Origin of the sequence: Pseudomonas sp. UBA5706, from assembly GCF_002419965.1 — a bacterium.
Lineage (GTDB): Bacteria > Pseudomonadota > Gammaproteobacteria > Pseudomonadales > Pseudomonadaceae > Aquipseudomonas.
In genome coordinates this window covers 224,511-238,211 of sequence record NZ_DIHC01000043.1, presented here as the reverse complement: position 1 = coordinate 238,211, position 13,701 = coordinate 224,511, and the positions used below count along the sequence as shown (strand labels likewise).

Sequence of the window (13,701 nt, the reverse complement as noted above, 5' to 3'; positions counted from 1 at the left end):
GGTGCGCTTGGGCCCATACGCGTGCCCACGGGAGCGCGCTTGCCATCCAAGGCCCGATAGAATCGCAGCACCTTCAGCAAGCCATGAGAATCTGCGGGAACGAATTCGATCACAAAACATTTCAGGCGCCAGACAGCGTCCGACAGCCAATAAAAATGGGCACCCAACGCGTTGGCATGCCCATTATCGTCGTGCACGCCTTGCGCAAGGCGCGCAGCGCTTATTTCTTCTTCGGTGCAGCCGCTTTCGGTTTCGGAGCGGGCTGCGAAGCAGCCTTTTGCGCAGGCTTTGGTGCCGTTTTTGGCGCCGGCTTGGATGCGGACTCCGGATTGACGCTGTCCTTCAGGAACTTGCCCGGTTTAAACGCGACAGTGTTACTGGCTTTTATTTGCACCGGTTCGCCCGTCTGAGGGTTCTTGCCCGTACGCGCACCCCGATGGCGCTGCAGGAAGGTGCCGAAACCCACGAGCGTCACGCTGTCCTTTTTGTTCAACGCGTTGGTGATTTCCTCAAGAACGGCATTGAGGACGCGATTGGCTTGGTCTTTGGTGAGATCTGCTTTTTCCGCGATGGCGGTTGCGAGGTCTGGTTTACGCATATGAAGCCTCTTTGACGGTTTTTGTTTTTATGTCCCGTGCAGCCCTTGGCGGGCAGCCAGCAGGTGCCGCGACGGCTCTACGTAGCGGCAGACCGGAATGAGGATGGCACGCTGCCGAATTCGGCGCCAGTACATGACCTACGTTTGTAGCAACAAAAGCGCGGCTTATCCGACAGAACGACAGGTATTCATGCCAACAGGGACGGCAGGACCTTGTTGAGCGCCAGTTTGTCCATAACCGCTGCACCTGTCAGCGCATACCCGAGCAGATTGCCGTGTGCATCGTGGCAAAGCGCTTTGATATCAGCGCCCTGCCCTTCGACGCTCCAAACGCCTTCCAGGCCCTTGGGCACTGGCGATACCACCAATGGGCAAACGGGGGTTTTCACGGTAACGGGCATTGGCCCGTATTTAACGACGGTCGGTGTCCCCGTCAGGGTTTGCGCCAGCGCACGGGCGCAACTCATCAACGGCATGACATACAGCAGATTGAGCCCGTCGACTTCAGCGCAATCACCCAACGCGTAGATATTGGCGTGTGAGGTCTTCAACTGACGATCGACTACCACACCTCGGCCAATCTCAAGACCAGCCGCAGCGGCTAAATCGACTCGGGGACGCAGCCCAATGGCAGATATCACCAGATCACAGTGCAACACCTCACCGTCGGACAGATGCGCTTGCAGGCCATCATCGACTCTGGAGAGTCGCGTCAGCACCGGGCCAAGATGGAACCGCGCACCCAGGCTCTCAAGCCCGGCCTGGACCGCTGTCGCGGCGGCAGGTGGCAGCAAAGTGGGCATGACCTGCTCGCAGGGGGCGACGAGATCGACTTCATAGCCGCCAAGAATAAGGTCATTGGCGAATTCGCATCCGATCAGGCCAACACCCAGGATCAGCACTCGACGTCTGCCCGCCGCGGCTGCGCGAAAACGTGCATAGTCTTCCAGATCGTTGATCGGGAAGATCGCATCGCTGGCATCGCCTTCCATCGGCACCCTTACGGTTTCCGCCCCCCAGGCCAGAACCAGATCGCGATAGTGGACCGACTCTTCGCCGATCCAGAGCCGCTTGTGGCCTGCGTCGATACCGCTGACGCGGGTGTGGGTACGAACCTCGGCCTTCAATTGCTCGGCCATCGCGCCCGGCTCGGCCATGCTCAACCCGTCCGCCTCCTTGTTCTTGCCAAAGCCGGTGGAGAGCATGGGCTTGGAATAGGAGCGACCGTCATCGGCGGTGATCAACAGAAGCGGCGTTTCGCCATCGAGCTTGCGAAATTCGCGGGCCAGGTTATACCCCGCAAGGCCAGTGCCGATGATCACCACAGGTACGTTCATTCATATCTCCAGGGTCAGTCAGTTAATGGGGATCAGGCGATTTCGATCATTTCGAAATCCATCTTGCCGACACCGCAATCAGGACAGAGCCAGTCCTCAGGGACGTCTTCCCACAAGGTGCCCGGCGCAATGCCGTCATCCGGCCAGCCATCGGCCTCGTTATAAATCAGGCCACAGACAATGCATTGCCACTTTTTCATCGGTTGGGTCTCTTGGTTCACAGGCTATACGGGCCCAGACGTTCAACGGTCGTCGCGCTTTTTTCGAATGGGTCTGGGCGTTTTACTGATCGCGGGACGATGACGCAAGTTTCATCGACGTTGACCAGGCAGTCCGGTCGTCGGCCAGAATCACCAATCATGCTAAGCTCGCCGCCTCGATTACTGCCAATAACTGCTCACTGTGATCCAGCAAAATCCTGCATGTCCGACGCCAGACTGGCTGTTGCGCGATCAACTGATCGAAGCACCCGCGCCTAAAGTCGTCGAGTGGCTGTTCCATGAAGACTCCCTGACTCGCCGACTGACGCGGCTTTCCAATGACCACTTCAGCGTCAGGCCACTGCTTGAAGGCTGGCAGCGCCTGCGTCCCGATGAGTGCGCCGCGTTGCAACTGCCAGACGGCAGCGAGGGCTGGGTGCGCGAGGTGTATTTGCTCGGAGCTGGGCAGCCTTGGGTGTTTGCCCGCAGCGTCGCGGGCCGTGCGGCGCTTGAAGAGGAAGGTCTGCACATGGACGAACTCGGCACGCGCTCCTTGGGTGAGCTGCTGTTCAGTGACCGAGCCTTCGCGCGCGGGCCTTTACAGGTTTGCCAATACCCCGCGTCGTGGCTGCCGCAGGCCGAGACTGCAGCAGGTCTGTGGGGCCGTCGCTCCTGTTTCCGCCGTGGGCCGTTGAGCATTCTGGTGGCCGAAGTGTTTTTGCCGACCGTGTGGCGCGCCATCGATCATGCCGCCGACTCAAACAAGGAGCGCCGTTGATGTACCTGTCGCTGCTCAAGTCTCTCAATCGCCTGCACCCGCGCGCCTGGGATTTCATCCAACTGATGCGCATTGAAAAACCTATCGGCATCTATTTGCTGCTGTGGCCGACACTGTGGGCGCTTTGGATTGCAGGCAAGGGTTCGCCTTCGTTGGGCAACGTGCTGATCTTTATAATCGGCGTGTTCCTGATGCGCGCTGCGGGTTGCGTGATCAATGACTTCGCCGACCGTAAGGTTGACGGCCACGTCAAACGTACCGAGCAGCGTCCGTTGGTGAGCGGCAGGGTGACGTCAAAAGAAGCGTTGGTTCTGTTCGCAGTGCTGGTTGCATTGAGCTTCGGCCTGGTGCTGATGACCAATTCCACCACCATCTGGCTGTCGTTCGGCGGTCTGGCACTGGCGGCCACGTACCCGTTCATGAAGCGCTACACCTATTACCCGCAAGTGGTCCTGGGAGCGGCCTTCTCGTGGGGAATGCCGATGGCGTTTACGGCGCAGACCGGCGATCTGCCCCCCGCGGCGTGGCTGCTATACATCGCTAACCTGCTGTGGACCGTCGGTTATGACACCTACTACGCCATGACCGACCGCGAAGATGACTTGAAGATTGGCGTGAAATCCACCGCCGTGCTGTTCGGTGACGCCGACAGGGTGATCATTCTGACGCTGCAGTGCCTGGCGCTTTTCTGCCTGATGCTGGCCGGCTCACGCTTTGAATTGGGTCTGTATTTCTTCCTCGGCCTTCTGGTCGCAGCCGGCTGTTTCGCCTGGGAGTTCTGGTCGACGCGGGATAAAGACCCACAGGCCTGCTTCAAGGCCTTTCTGCATAACCACTGGGCGGGTCTGGCGATCTTTGTCGGAATCGTAGTGGATTACGCGCTGCGCTGAACCGATGCGGGACAGCGCAGGGGGCGTTCAATCAGGGTTTGGCAACGTGCCAGGCATCGCCCTTGCCGTCGCCCGTCCTGTCGCCAGCGGCTTTGTCACTCTTGAACGTGTACAACGGTTTGCCTTTGTAAACCCACTGCGAAGTACCGTCTTCGCGCTTGATGATGGTCCAGTCGCCTTCGGCCTTGTCACTGTCGCTGGCGGTCAAGGGTGGCCAGTTGGTCGCGCATTGATCGTTACACACCGATTTACCGGCCGACGTGTCTTTGTCGAAGGTGTAAAGGGTCTGGCCCTCGTGAGTGGTCAGCATACCGTCGGTGGTCATTGCAGGGTCGGCGCCAAAGGCCAGGCCTGACGATGCCAGTGCGGCGGCAGTCAGCAGGCCCACAAGAGCAGAACAAATCTTAGCCATAGGTACATCCTCTTTTTGTTCGTCTAAGTTGCGACAGTTTTTGTAGGACAGGACCGATAGCTTAGCTCTAGACCAGGCATTGCGCACCGCCCCAACTAACCTGTCACACGACTGCAATAATTCCGTTATCTAATGCGCCCCAAGACAGTTAAATGACATGAGGTTCGAGGCATGGCTGGCAGAAGCATTCTGATCGTCGATGACGAAGCGCCGATTCGCGAGATGATCGCCGTCGCCCTGGAAATGGCCGGCTATGACTGCATGGAGGCAGAGAACTCTCAGCAAGCCCACGCTGTGATCGTCGATCGCAAGCCCGATTTGATTCTGCTCGACTGGATGCTGCCCGGTACCTCTGGCATCGAATTGGCGCGCCGGTTGAAGCGTGATGAGCTGACCGGAGACATCCCGATCATCATGCTCACCGCCAAGGGCGAAGAGGACAACAAGATCCAGGGCCTTGAAGTGGGTGCCGATGATTACATCACCAAACCTTTCTCTCCTCGCGAGCTGGTAGCACGCCTCAAGGCCGTGCTGCGCCGCGCTGGCCCCAACGATGGCGAGTCGCCCATCGAAGTGGGCGGCCTGCTGCTCGACCCGATCAGCCACCGCGTGACCATCGACGGCAAACCGGCCGAGATGGGGCCGACCGAATACCGCCTGCTGCAATTTTTCATGACCCATCAGGAACGTGCCTACACCCGCGGGCAGCTGCTCGATCAGGTCTGGGGCGGTAATGTCTATGTTGAGGAGCGCACCGTCGATGTCCACATCCGTCGCCTGCGCAAAGCCCTCGGCGATGCCTATGAAAATCTGGTACAAACCGTCCGCGGTACTGGCTACCGGTTCTCCACCAAAAGCTGAGCAGGCTTTTGGACTCAGCCTGTGCTGAAGACAAGGACGCGTTAATTGAATCACAACTGGCATGGCACTCTGATCCGCCACTTGCTGCTGTTGGTCTCGGCCTCGCTGCTGGCCGGCCTGTTCAGCGGGCATTATGGTGGGTGCCTGGCCATCGGCCTGGGACTGTATCTGGCCTGGACCCTCAAACAGTTGCTGCGTCTGCACGACTGGCTTCGCAATCACAAACCCGACGAGCCGCCGCCGGATGGCTACGGTCTCTGGGGCGATGTGTTCGATAGCATTTATCACTTGCAACGCCGTGACCAGCGCGTTCGCGGGCGGCTGCAGGCAGTCATCGACCGGGTCCAGGAGTCCACTGCTGCGTTGCAGGACGCGGTGATCATGCTTGACAGCGAAGGCAACCTGGAATGGTGGAACCGCGCCGCCGAAACCCTGCTCGGGTTGAAAACACCTCAAGACAGCGGCCAGCCGGTGACCAACCTGGTACGGCATCCGCGCTTCAAGGAGTACTTTGCGCACGCTAATTACGCCGAGCCGCTGGAAATCCCTTCACCGGTCAATGACCGTCTGCGCATCCAGATGCTGATCACCCGCTACGGCAACAACGAGCATCTGATGCTGGTGCGCGATGTTACCCGGCTTCATCAACTCGAACAGATGCGTAAGGACTTCGTGGCCAATGTGTCCCACGAACTGCGCACGCCACTGACAGTGATCTGCGGTTATCTTGAGACGCTGCTCGATAACGTCGAGCAAGTTAACCCGCGCTGGGTCCGCGCTCTGCAGCAAATGCACCAGCAAGGCGGACGCATGCAAACGCTGCTCAGCGATCTGTTGCTGTTAGCCAAACTCGAAGCCACGGATTACCCGTCCGACAACCAGCCCGTGGGCGTGTCAGCGCTGTTGCAGAGCATCAAGAACGATGCCCAGGCCTTGTCTGGGGCCAAAAACCAGGAGATCACGCTGGAGCTGGAAAGCGACTGGAGCCTCAAAGGCAGCGAGGCAGAGCTGCGCAGTGCATTCTCCAATCTGATTTTCAATGCGGTGAAATACACCCCGGCGCAGGGGAAGATCCGTATTCGCTGGTGGGCTGACGGGCGCGGCGCACACCTGAGTGTGCAGGACTCGGGCATAGGCATCGACACCAAGCACTTACCGCGTCTGACTGAGCGCTTCTATCGCGTTGACTCCAGCCGCGCCTCAAATACCGGGGGCACAGGATTGGGTCTGGCAATCGTCAAGCATGTACTGTTGCGCCATCGCGGATCGCTAGAGATCAACAGCGTGTTGGGCAAGGGCAGCGTGTTTATCTGCAACTTCGCCCCCGTCCAGATGACCAAGCCCTAGCAAAGCTCGCGGATAGCCGCTAAATTGCTGCGCTTATGGCCTCAATTCGTTAGGGCTTATTTCACCTTTCTTCGAAACGGAACCTGCAAAACTCCATCATGGACCCTTCCCCTGCTATTAGCCTGGCTTCAATTTTCGCCGACTTCGGCATGATTCTCTTCGCAATGATTCTGGTGCTGCTCAACGGTTTTTTCGTTGCCGCAGAGTTCGCCATGGTCAAGCTGCGCTCCACTCGCGTGGAATCGATCGCTGAAAAAAACGGCTGGCGCGGCCGGATCCTGCGCACGGTTCACAGTCAGCTGGACGCCTATCTCTCGGCCTGCCAGCTGGGTATCACACTCGCCTCGCTCGGCCTGGGCTGGGTTGGTGAGCCCGCTTTCGCTCATCTTTTGGCGCCGCTGCTGGAAATGCTGGGAGTCAATTCCCCGGAAGTCGTCAAAGGCGTTTCTTTCTTCACAGCCTTTTTCGTCATTTCCTATCTGCACATCGTGGTCGGCGAACTGGCACCCAAATCCTGGGCCATTCGCAAGCCAGAGCTGCTGTCGCTGTGGACGGCGGTCCCGCTTTATCTCTTTTATTGGACCATGTACCCGGCCATTTACCTGCTAAACGCCAGCGCCAACGGCATCTTGCGCATTGCGGGTCAGGGCGAACCCGGTCCGCATCACGAGCACCACTACAGTCGAGAAGAGCTCAAGCTGATACTGCACTCCAGCCGCGGTCAGGACCCCAGCGACCAAGGCATGCGCGTGCTGGCTTCTGCGGTGGAGATGGGCGAACTGGAAGTGGTGGATTGGGCCAACTCCCGGGAAGACCTGGTGACGCTGGACTTTAACGCGCCGCTCAAGGAGATTCTTGCGCTGTTCCGCCGCCATAAATTCAGCCGCTACCCGGTGTACGACGCCGAGCGTGGCGAGTTCGTTGGTCTGTTGCACATCAAGGATTTGCTGCTTGAACTGGCCGCGCTGGATCACATTCCCGAATCGTTCAACCTGGCCGAGCTCACGCGCCCGCTGGAGCGTGTGTCCAAGCACATGCCACTGTCGCGCCTGCTGGAGCAATTCCGGCAGGGCGGCGCGCACTTCGCGCTGGTCGAAGAAGCGGATGGCAAGGTGATTGGTTACCTGACCATGGAAGACGTGCTGGAAGTGCTGGTCGGCGATATTCAGGATGAACACCGTAAGGCTGAGCGCGGCATTCTGGCGTATCAGCCGGGCAAGCTGCTGGTGCGTGGCGACACGCCGCTGTTCAAGGTCGAGCGCCTGCTGGGTATCGATCTGGACCACGTCGAAGCCGAGACACTGGCGGGCCTGATCTATGACAGCCTCAAGCGCGTGCCCGAGGAGGAGGAAGTCATGGAGATCGAGGGCCTGCGTATCATCATCAAAAAGATGAAAGGCCCGAAAATCGTGCTGGCCAAGGTGTTAAAGCTGGACTGATCAAAGCGCATGCGGCCGCAAGCGCTTTGAGTGTTACCGAGCCGCACTACGTTCTGTAGCCACTATTACTGGCGGTGGCGTCTTTGATTGCTACCGCCTGCAGGCCGTGCGGCCACGGAGGGCTGTTTCAGACCTGCTTGTGTCGCACACTCAAGCTGCTTCAATTCCCTCCAACGGCAAAATTCGGCAGGTTTTGCACTGGCTGGGCGAACTCGTAGGGGATCGACTCCAGCGCCAGCCCGACGTTGCGCTGCACCACGAAATGCAGGTGCGGCCCGGTGCTGTTGCCGGTATTGCCGGAACGCCCCAGCGGCGTGCCCACGGCGACCCGTTCGCCTTCCTTCACGCTGACCGACCCCTGTTGAAGGTGCAGATAAACGCCCATCGTGCCGTCGTCGTGCAGGATGCGCACGAAATTGCCCGACGGGTTCGCGCCCCGGCCCGTCTGGGTATTTTCGGTCTTGATCACCGTCCCGCTACGCGCTGCGATGATTTGTGTGCCTTCGGGCATGGCGATATCGATGGCATAACGGCTCCTGGCGCCGACATGGCTGTATGCGCCATTGGGCCCTTGGCTGATACGGAACGGGCCACCCACCCACGGCAGCGGATAACGGTAGCCCAAGCCAATGCCTGCCATGCCGGACTGTGGGTCGCCGATGATGGATCGCAGGCTCGGCCTGTAGGCCATGGCTTTGCCTGGCGTGATTGGGCTGAGTGCGATGAGGCGCTGGTTGCTGCGCGCGGGAACAGTGCGGCGAATGACTTGATCAGCCACGCCCACGACGTTCTTGACGCCTGAGAGCTTCAGCTCGATTTCCACCGGCGCATACAGATCGTTGCGCACATAGAGGCTGTCGGTGCCTTTGGCTTTCTTGACGTTGAGCCGGACCTGAGCGTCGATGTGCTCGACCATGCGCTCGCGAAGTTTCATCACCTGCGCGCCGGGAACGGGTTGGTCGGTAAACGAAACCACTCCGTTGGCGTCGGTGAATCTATAAATGGTCACCGCTTCGGCCGCCTGAGCAGCCATAAGCAGTGCACACACGACCAGCAAGCGCTCAAACATCCGATAGGCCTGGCGTAAGGACAATTGGGGGCAAGCCTAACAGCGAAGCCGAGGTAAAAGGACTTATCCGTATCAATCGGTAATAGACGAAGCGTCAAGGAAATCGCGTCAGGGTCAAGCAAACCTGGTTTAGCAATTTCCATACGAAAAATCGGCTTCTGGCGAAGGCGCCGGAGCGGGGCCGCGATCCGCGCGGAACCGCTGGCAAGCCTGACGCTTACGCCTGGGCCAGAATCAGACGCCTTACGCGCCAGGAACGAAATGCTTGAGTGCCGTACCCCGAGCGATCAGACGCGACAGGTAGTCGAGCTTTTGGGTGTCCTGATCAACGAAACGGAAGGTCAGTTGCAGCCAGTCGCTGTCCGGCTTCTGCTCGAAGGCTGCGATGGCGTGCAGGTAACCGTTCAACCGGGCGACCTCGGCGTTCTCGCCCTGCTCCAGGTCGAGCACCGCACTGTCCAGGATCTGCGGCAGGGTCTCGCCGCGACGCACCACCAGCGAGGCTTCCTTGAGCGTCAACGCTTTGATCACGCATTGCTGCGTACCGCTGGACAAGCGCAACTGACCCTGACCACGACCCGTGGGCTCCTTCGAAGGTGCCGATTGGGCAGCGGGCTTGATCGCCGGCTGCGCAGGCGTCGATACGGGTGGTGTCGCGGAAACGACCTCGGGCCGGTTGCCAGTCAGCGCGCCCAGCGAGTCGTTGGCGAAGGCTGCATTCGCGCGGGCCGGCGCAGAGGACATCAGCGCCTCCAGCTTGCCGACCTTGTGCAGCGCTTTCTTGACCTTGGTCAGCAACTGCTCGTTGGTAAACGGCTTACCGATGAAGTCAGATACACCAGCCTGGATCGCCTGTATGACGTTTTCCTTGTCGCCACGACTGGTTACCATGATAAACGGCATACCCTTCAGGCTTTCTTGCTGACGACACCAGGTCAGCAATTCGAGGCCGGACATTTCGGGCATTTCCCAATCGCACAACACCAGGTCAAAGACCTCTTTGCTCAGCAGGAGCTGGGCTTTACGACCATTGACTGCGTCTTCCAGCGCTATGCCGGGAAAGGCATTACGCAGCCCTTTCTTAACCAGGTCGCGGATGAACGGCGCATCATCCACCACCAATACACTGACTTTACTCATCGACGCTCCTGATGGCGTGTTCACCGCAAATGGCGAGCATATCGCTGGCTGGTGGCCAACTGCCAAATTGTTTGACGACACCGGGATATTTATTCGCGGGTGACATAAATGGGCGGTAAAAAAAACAAGCGCTGAAAAACAGCTCACTCAAAAAAAAGCCCGGCGGTCGCCGGGCATTTTTTCTCAGGCAATCTTACTTATCGTCAGGTACGTCCGGAACATTAGCTATTTCGGCAGACAGACCTTTGACTTCCTGCTGCATGCGCTTGAGCCCAAGGTGGCGCACGTCGGTGCCGCGCACCAGATAAATCACCAGCTCCGAGATGTTGCGTGCGTGATCACCGATACGCTCCAGCGAACGCAGCACCCAGATCACATTGAGCACGCGGGAAATCGAACGCGGATCCTCCATCATGTAAGTGACCAGTTCACGCAGCGCGGTTTTGTATTCACGGTCGATGTTTTTGTCGTATTGCGCAACTGACAGCGCCAGATCGGCGTCGAAACGGGCGAACGAGTCCAGCGCATCACGCACCATTTTGCTGACCTGATCACTGATGTGCCGTACTTCCACGTAGCCACGCGGCGATTCGCCTTCTTCGCACAGCTGGATAGCGCGACGAGCGATCTTGGTCGACTCGTCTCCGATACGCTCAAGGTCTATCACCGACTTGGAGATGCTGATGATCAACCGCAGGTCCGAAGCCGCAGGCTGACGCCGGGCCAGGATGCGCAGGCATTCCTCGTCGATGTTGCGCTCCATCTGGTTGATGCGGTCGTCGACTTCGCGCACTCGCTGGGCAAGGCCGGAGTCGGCTTCGATCAACGCAGTGACCGCGTCGTTGACCTGCTTCTCGACCAGCCCCCCCATTTCCAGCAGGTGGCTGCGAACTTCTTCCAGTTCAGCGTTGAACTGCTGGGAGATGTGATGTGTATGGCTGTCTTTGATCATGCTCAGTGTCCGTCCGATGATTGCGCGGTGGTTCAGGGCTGACGAAACACGCGCTAGCCGTAACGACCGGTTATGTAGTCTTCCGTCTGCTTTTTGGTCGGATTGGTGAACAGCGTATCGGTGTCCCCGAATTCGACCACCTTGCCCATGTGCAGAAACGCGGTGTAATCCGATACACGCGCCGCCTGCTGCATGTTGTGGGTAACGATCACAATGGTGTATTTGGATTTCAGTTCGTAGATCAGCTCTTCGACTTTTAACGTCGAAATCGGGTCGAGCGCCGAGCACGGCTCATCGAGCAGCAATACTTCGGGCTCGACGGCGATAGTGCGGGCGATCACCAAACGTTGCTGCTGACCCCCGGAGAGCCCGAGCGCCGATTCATGCAGGCGGTCCTTGACCTCATCCCACAGCGCCGCGCCCCGCAACGCCCACTCGACCGCCTCGTCGAGCGTGCGCTTTTTGTTGATGCCCTGGAGCCGCAGGCCATACACCACGTTTTCATAAACGGTCTTGGGAAACGGGTTAGGTTTCTGAAACACCATACCGACCCGACGACGCAATTCGGCAACGTCCTCACCCTTGGTGTAGATGTCGTGACCGTACAGCTTGATCTCGCCCTGCACGCGGCAGCCGTCCACCAAATCGTTCATGCGGTTGAAGGTGCGCAACAGGGTTGATTTACCGCAGCCGGACGGACCGATGAACGAGGTCACCCGTCGCTTGGGGATATTCATGCGAATGTCGTACAGCGCCTGCTTATGGCCGTAGAAAAGACTCAGGCCCGGCACTTCCAGGGCCACCTCTTCGCTGGCGAGGTCCAGCCCTTGGCGCTTGCGGCCCAATGCCGACATGTTAATGGCGCGGGTGTGGGAATCTTGCATATCTGCCTCACTTCGTTCGTAGCTGCGAGCTTTAAGCTGCAGGCGGCAAGTCTGGTATAGAAACGGCAGGGTATTGAGCGTGTTGCTTGCAGTTCAAGGCTCGAAGCTGCTTTACCCGTCGAACGCCTTGTACTTCTCGCGCAGACGATTACGGATGAACACCGCGCAGAGGTTCAGCAGAGCGATCACCAGGACCAGCAACAACGCCGTGGCGTACACCAGCGGCCGCGCGGCCTCGACGTTGGGGCTTTGAAAGCCTACGTCATAGATATGGAAGCCCAGGTGCATGATCTTTTGGTCCAGGTGCAGATACGGGTAGTTGCCATCGAGCGGCAACGAAGGCGCCATCTTCACCACACCAACCAGCATCAGTGGCGCCACTTCGCCGGCAGCGCGGGCCACCGCCAGAATCAGGCCAGTCATCATCGCCGGGCTGGCCATGGGCAGGACGATCTTCCATAGCGTCTCGGCCTTGGTGGCGCCCAGGGCCAACGAGCCCTCACGCAGCGACAGCGGGATGCGCGCAAGCCCCTCTTCCGTCGCGACAATCACCACCGGCACCGCTAGCAGCGCGAGGGTCAGTGAGGCCCAGAGCAAACCCGGCGTGCCGAATGTGGGCGCAGGCAGCGCTTCGGCAAAGAAAAGACGATCCAGCGAGCCGCCCAGCACGTAAACGAAGAACCCCAGCCCGAACACGCCATAGACGATCGCCGGAACGCCCGCCAGGTTGTTTACGGCGATACGGATTAGTCGCGTCAGCGGTCCCTGGCGCGCGTATTCGCGCAGATAGACCGCCGCCAGCACGCCAAATGGCGTCACGATGACGGCCATGATCAAAGTCATCATCACCGTGCCGAAGATGGCCGGGAAAATCCCGCCTTCGGTGTTGGCTTCACGGGGAGAGTCACTGAGGAATTCCCAAAGCTTCTGAAAATAAAAGCCCAGCTTGCTCGCGACACCCATCGTGTTGGGCTGATAGGCGTGCACCACGTTACCCAGACTGATCTCGACTTCTTTGCCGTTGGCGTCGCGAGCGGTCAGGCTGTCACGGCCGAACTCGGTGCGCAACGCGCCCAGACGGGACTCGACGTCCTTATAACGTGCCTCGTATTCTGCGCGCTCGGAAGCCATGTCGGCCTGCGTCTCAGCGCTCAGGCGACCGTTGAGTTCCAGCTTGCGAGCTTGCAACCGCAGACGCTCGATACCGTGGTTGATGGCGCCGATATCGGTCTTTTCCAAGCCGTCCAGCGTTTTGGAAATCTTCTGCACCCGTGCAATACGTTCACGCAATTGCGCCCAGGCGGCTTCGCCCTCGGCGATGACCCGCCCGTTTTCTTTGACGTTGACCAGATAGCCGTAGAAATTGCCCCACTCACGGCGCTCAATGGTCATCAGTTCGGCAGGCTTGCTCTGTTCGGTCAGCCATTGGCCGATGACCCAGTTGAAGTCGCTGGGGTTCAGATCGCGGTTGCCCACCTTGAACAGGTCGCGGGTCATGAACTGGGGCCCTTGAGCAGGAACCGGCAATCCGGCGCCCCTTAGTCGCGCACGTGGCACCTCTTCTGACTGCACCCGTTCACCCACCAGCACCTGCCTTGGCTGACCGGGCACCTCGTAGTGGGCAGAAATCACGTCTGCAGGCCAGAAGTGACCCAAGCCGCGCACCGCGATCACCGCCAGCAGGCCGATGGTCATGATCACTGCTATCGACACTGCGCCCGCGCTCATCCACACGCCAGGGGCGCCGCTGTTGAACCAATGCTTCAGGGAGGTTGTTTTCATCCGTTTCTACCT

Annotated in this window: 13 protein-coding genes and 1 pseudogene; 5 read left to right on the top strand and 9 right to left on the bottom strand. The window is 59.1% G+C overall.

Annotated features, from left to right (window positions below):
• Positions 1 to 328 precede the first annotated feature (328 nt).
• From B3I26_RS21850 to B3I26_RS21840, 3 genes and pseudogenes are all read right to left on the bottom strand, one after another.
• A pseudogene (locus B3I26_RS21850) lies at positions 329 to 598 on the bottom strand (HU family DNA-binding protein); the annotation flags it as partial.
• Positions 599 to 786: 188 nt separating this feature from the next.
• Positions 787 to 1,935 carry an FAD-dependent oxidoreductase gene (locus tag B3I26_RS21845; RefSeq protein WP_296260737.1) on the bottom strand — a complete coding sequence of 383 codons (1,149 nt, stop codon included), beginning with the start codon at positions 1,933 to 1,935 and terminating at the stop codon, positions 787 to 789.
• 32 nt (positions 1,936 to 1,967) lie between these two features.
• The gene (locus B3I26_RS21840; RefSeq protein ID WP_296260735.1) at positions 1,968 to 2,135 is read right to left on the bottom strand and encodes a rubredoxin; all 168 of its coding nucleotides are present in this window, start codon (positions 2,133 to 2,135) and stop codon (positions 1,968 to 1,970) included.
• A 202-nt stretch (positions 2,136 to 2,337) separates the two neighbouring features.
• Here B3I26_RS21840 and B3I26_RS21835 point away from each other — a divergent pair, with 202 nt between their 5' ends.
• Both B3I26_RS21835 and ubiA read left to right on the top strand, forming a co-directional pair.
• Positions 2,338 to 2,913, top strand: coding sequence for a chorismate--pyruvate lyase family protein (locus B3I26_RS21835; protein WP_296260733.1), 576 nt, complete (start codon positions 2,338 to 2,340; stop codon positions 2,911 to 2,913).
• Positions 2,913 to 3,803 carry a 4-hydroxybenzoate octaprenyltransferase gene (gene ubiA, locus B3I26_RS21830; RefSeq protein ID WP_296260732.1) on the top strand — a complete coding sequence of 297 codons (891 nt, stop codon included), beginning with the start codon at positions 2,913 to 2,915 and terminating at the stop codon, positions 3,801 to 3,803. Before B3I26_RS21835 ends, ubiA begins: the two co-directional genes overlap by 1 nt.
• A gap of 31 nt (positions 3,804 to 3,834) precedes the next feature.
• Here the strand turns inward: ubiA and B3I26_RS21825 are convergent, their stop codons facing one another.
• Positions 3,835 to 4,215, bottom strand: a complete 381-nt coding sequence (locus B3I26_RS21825; protein WP_296260730.1) for a hypothetical protein — start codon at positions 4,213 to 4,215, stop codon at positions 3,835 to 3,837.
• A 171-nt stretch (positions 4,216 to 4,386) separates the two neighbouring features.
• Between B3I26_RS21825 and phoB the strand changes: the two genes are divergently transcribed.
• The 3 genes from phoB to B3I26_RS21810 all read left to right on the top strand — a co-directional run bounded on the left by phoB (position 4,387) and on the right by B3I26_RS21810 (position 7,862).
• On the top strand, positions 4,387 to 5,076 hold the full coding sequence (gene phoB, locus B3I26_RS21820) for a phosphate regulon transcriptional regulator PhoB (RefSeq protein WP_296260729.1): 690 nt from the start codon (positions 4,387 to 4,389) through the stop codon (positions 5,074 to 5,076).
• Between the two features lie 45 nt (positions 5,077 to 5,121).
• Positions 5,122 to 6,423, top strand: a complete 1,302-nt coding sequence (phoR, locus tag B3I26_RS21815; RefSeq protein WP_296260725.1) for a phosphate regulon sensor histidine kinase PhoR — start codon at positions 5,122 to 5,124, stop codon at positions 6,421 to 6,423.
• 98 nt (positions 6,424 to 6,521) lie between these two features.
• Positions 6,522 to 7,862, top strand: coding sequence for a hemolysin family protein (locus B3I26_RS21810; RefSeq protein WP_296260724.1), 1,341 nt, complete (start codon positions 6,522 to 6,524; stop codon positions 7,860 to 7,862).
• Between the two features lie 160 nt (positions 7,863 to 8,022).
• On the opposite strand, the gene B3I26_RS21805 is transcribed toward B3I26_RS21810, so the two are convergent.
• The 5 genes from B3I26_RS21805 to pstA form a co-directional block, all read right to left on the bottom strand.
• Positions 8,023 to 8,931: a peptidoglycan DD-metalloendopeptidase family protein gene (locus B3I26_RS21805; protein WP_296260723.1), complete on the bottom strand. Its 909-nt coding sequence runs from the start codon at positions 8,929 to 8,931 to the stop codon at positions 8,023 to 8,025.
• 243 nt (positions 8,932 to 9,174) lie between these two features.
• Positions 9,175 to 10,071, bottom strand: coding sequence for a response regulator (locus B3I26_RS21800; protein WP_296260721.1), 897 nt, complete (start codon positions 10,069 to 10,071; stop codon positions 9,175 to 9,177).
• Between the two features lie 193 nt (positions 10,072 to 10,264).
• Complete coding sequence (gene phoU, locus B3I26_RS21795; protein ID WP_296260720.1) at positions 10,265 to 11,023, bottom strand: phosphate signaling complex protein PhoU; 759 nt, start codon at positions 11,021 to 11,023, stop codon at positions 10,265 to 10,267.
• A 53-nt stretch (positions 11,024 to 11,076) separates the two neighbouring features.
• A complete protein-coding gene (gene pstB, locus B3I26_RS21790; RefSeq protein ID WP_296260719.1) occupies positions 11,077 to 11,907 on the bottom strand; it encodes a phosphate ABC transporter ATP-binding protein PstB in 831 nt (276 codons plus the stop codon).
• A 111-nt stretch (positions 11,908 to 12,018) separates the two neighbouring features.
• Positions 12,019 to 13,689: a phosphate ABC transporter permease PstA gene (gene pstA / locus B3I26_RS21785; protein WP_296260718.1), complete on the bottom strand. Its 1,671-nt coding sequence runs from the start codon at positions 13,687 to 13,689 to the stop codon at positions 12,019 to 12,021.
• Positions 13,690 to 13,701 lie beyond the last annotated feature (12 nt).

Excerpts from the sequence above, each read along its gene's own strand:
- B3I26_RS21845 (WP_296260737.1), bottom strand. The coding sequence starts at position 1,935 with ATGAACGTACCTGTGGTGATCATCGGCACTGGCCTTGCGGGGTATAAC.
- B3I26_RS21840 (WP_296260735.1), bottom strand. The coding sequence starts at position 2,135 with ATGAAAAAGTGGCAATGCATTGTCTGTGGCCTGATTTATAACGAGGCC.
- ubiA (WP_296260732.1), top strand. The coding sequence starts at position 2,913 with ATGTACCTGTCGCTGCTCAAGTCTCTCAATCGCCTGCACCCGCGCGCC.
- B3I26_RS21825 (WP_296260730.1), bottom strand. The coding sequence starts at position 4,215 with ATGGCTAAGATTTGTTCTGCTCTTGTGGGCCTGCTGACTGCCGCCGCA.
- phoB (WP_296260729.1), top strand. The coding sequence starts at position 4,387 with ATGGCTGGCAGAAGCATTCTGATCGTCGATGACGAAGCGCCGATTCGC.
- B3I26_RS21810 (WP_296260724.1), top strand. The coding sequence starts at position 6,522 with ATGGACCCTTCCCCTGCTATTAGCCTGGCTTCAATTTTCGCCGACTTC.
- B3I26_RS21805 (WP_296260723.1), bottom strand. The coding sequence starts at position 8,931 with ATGTTTGAGCGCTTGCTGGTCGTGTGTGCACTGCTTATGGCTGCTCAG.
- B3I26_RS21800 (WP_296260721.1), bottom strand. The coding sequence starts at position 10,071 with ATGAGTAAAGTCAGTGTATTGGTGGTGGATGATGCGCCGTTCATCCGC.
- phoU (WP_296260720.1), bottom strand. The coding sequence starts at position 11,023 with ATGATCAAAGACAGCCATACACATCACATCTCCCAGCAGTTCAACGCT.
- pstB (WP_296260719.1), bottom strand. The coding sequence starts at position 11,907 with ATGCAAGATTCCCACACCCGCGCCATTAACATGTCGGCATTGGGCCGC.
- pstA (WP_296260718.1), bottom strand. The coding sequence starts at position 13,689 with ATGAAAACAACCTCCCTGAAGCATTGGTTCAACAGCGGCGCCCCTGGC.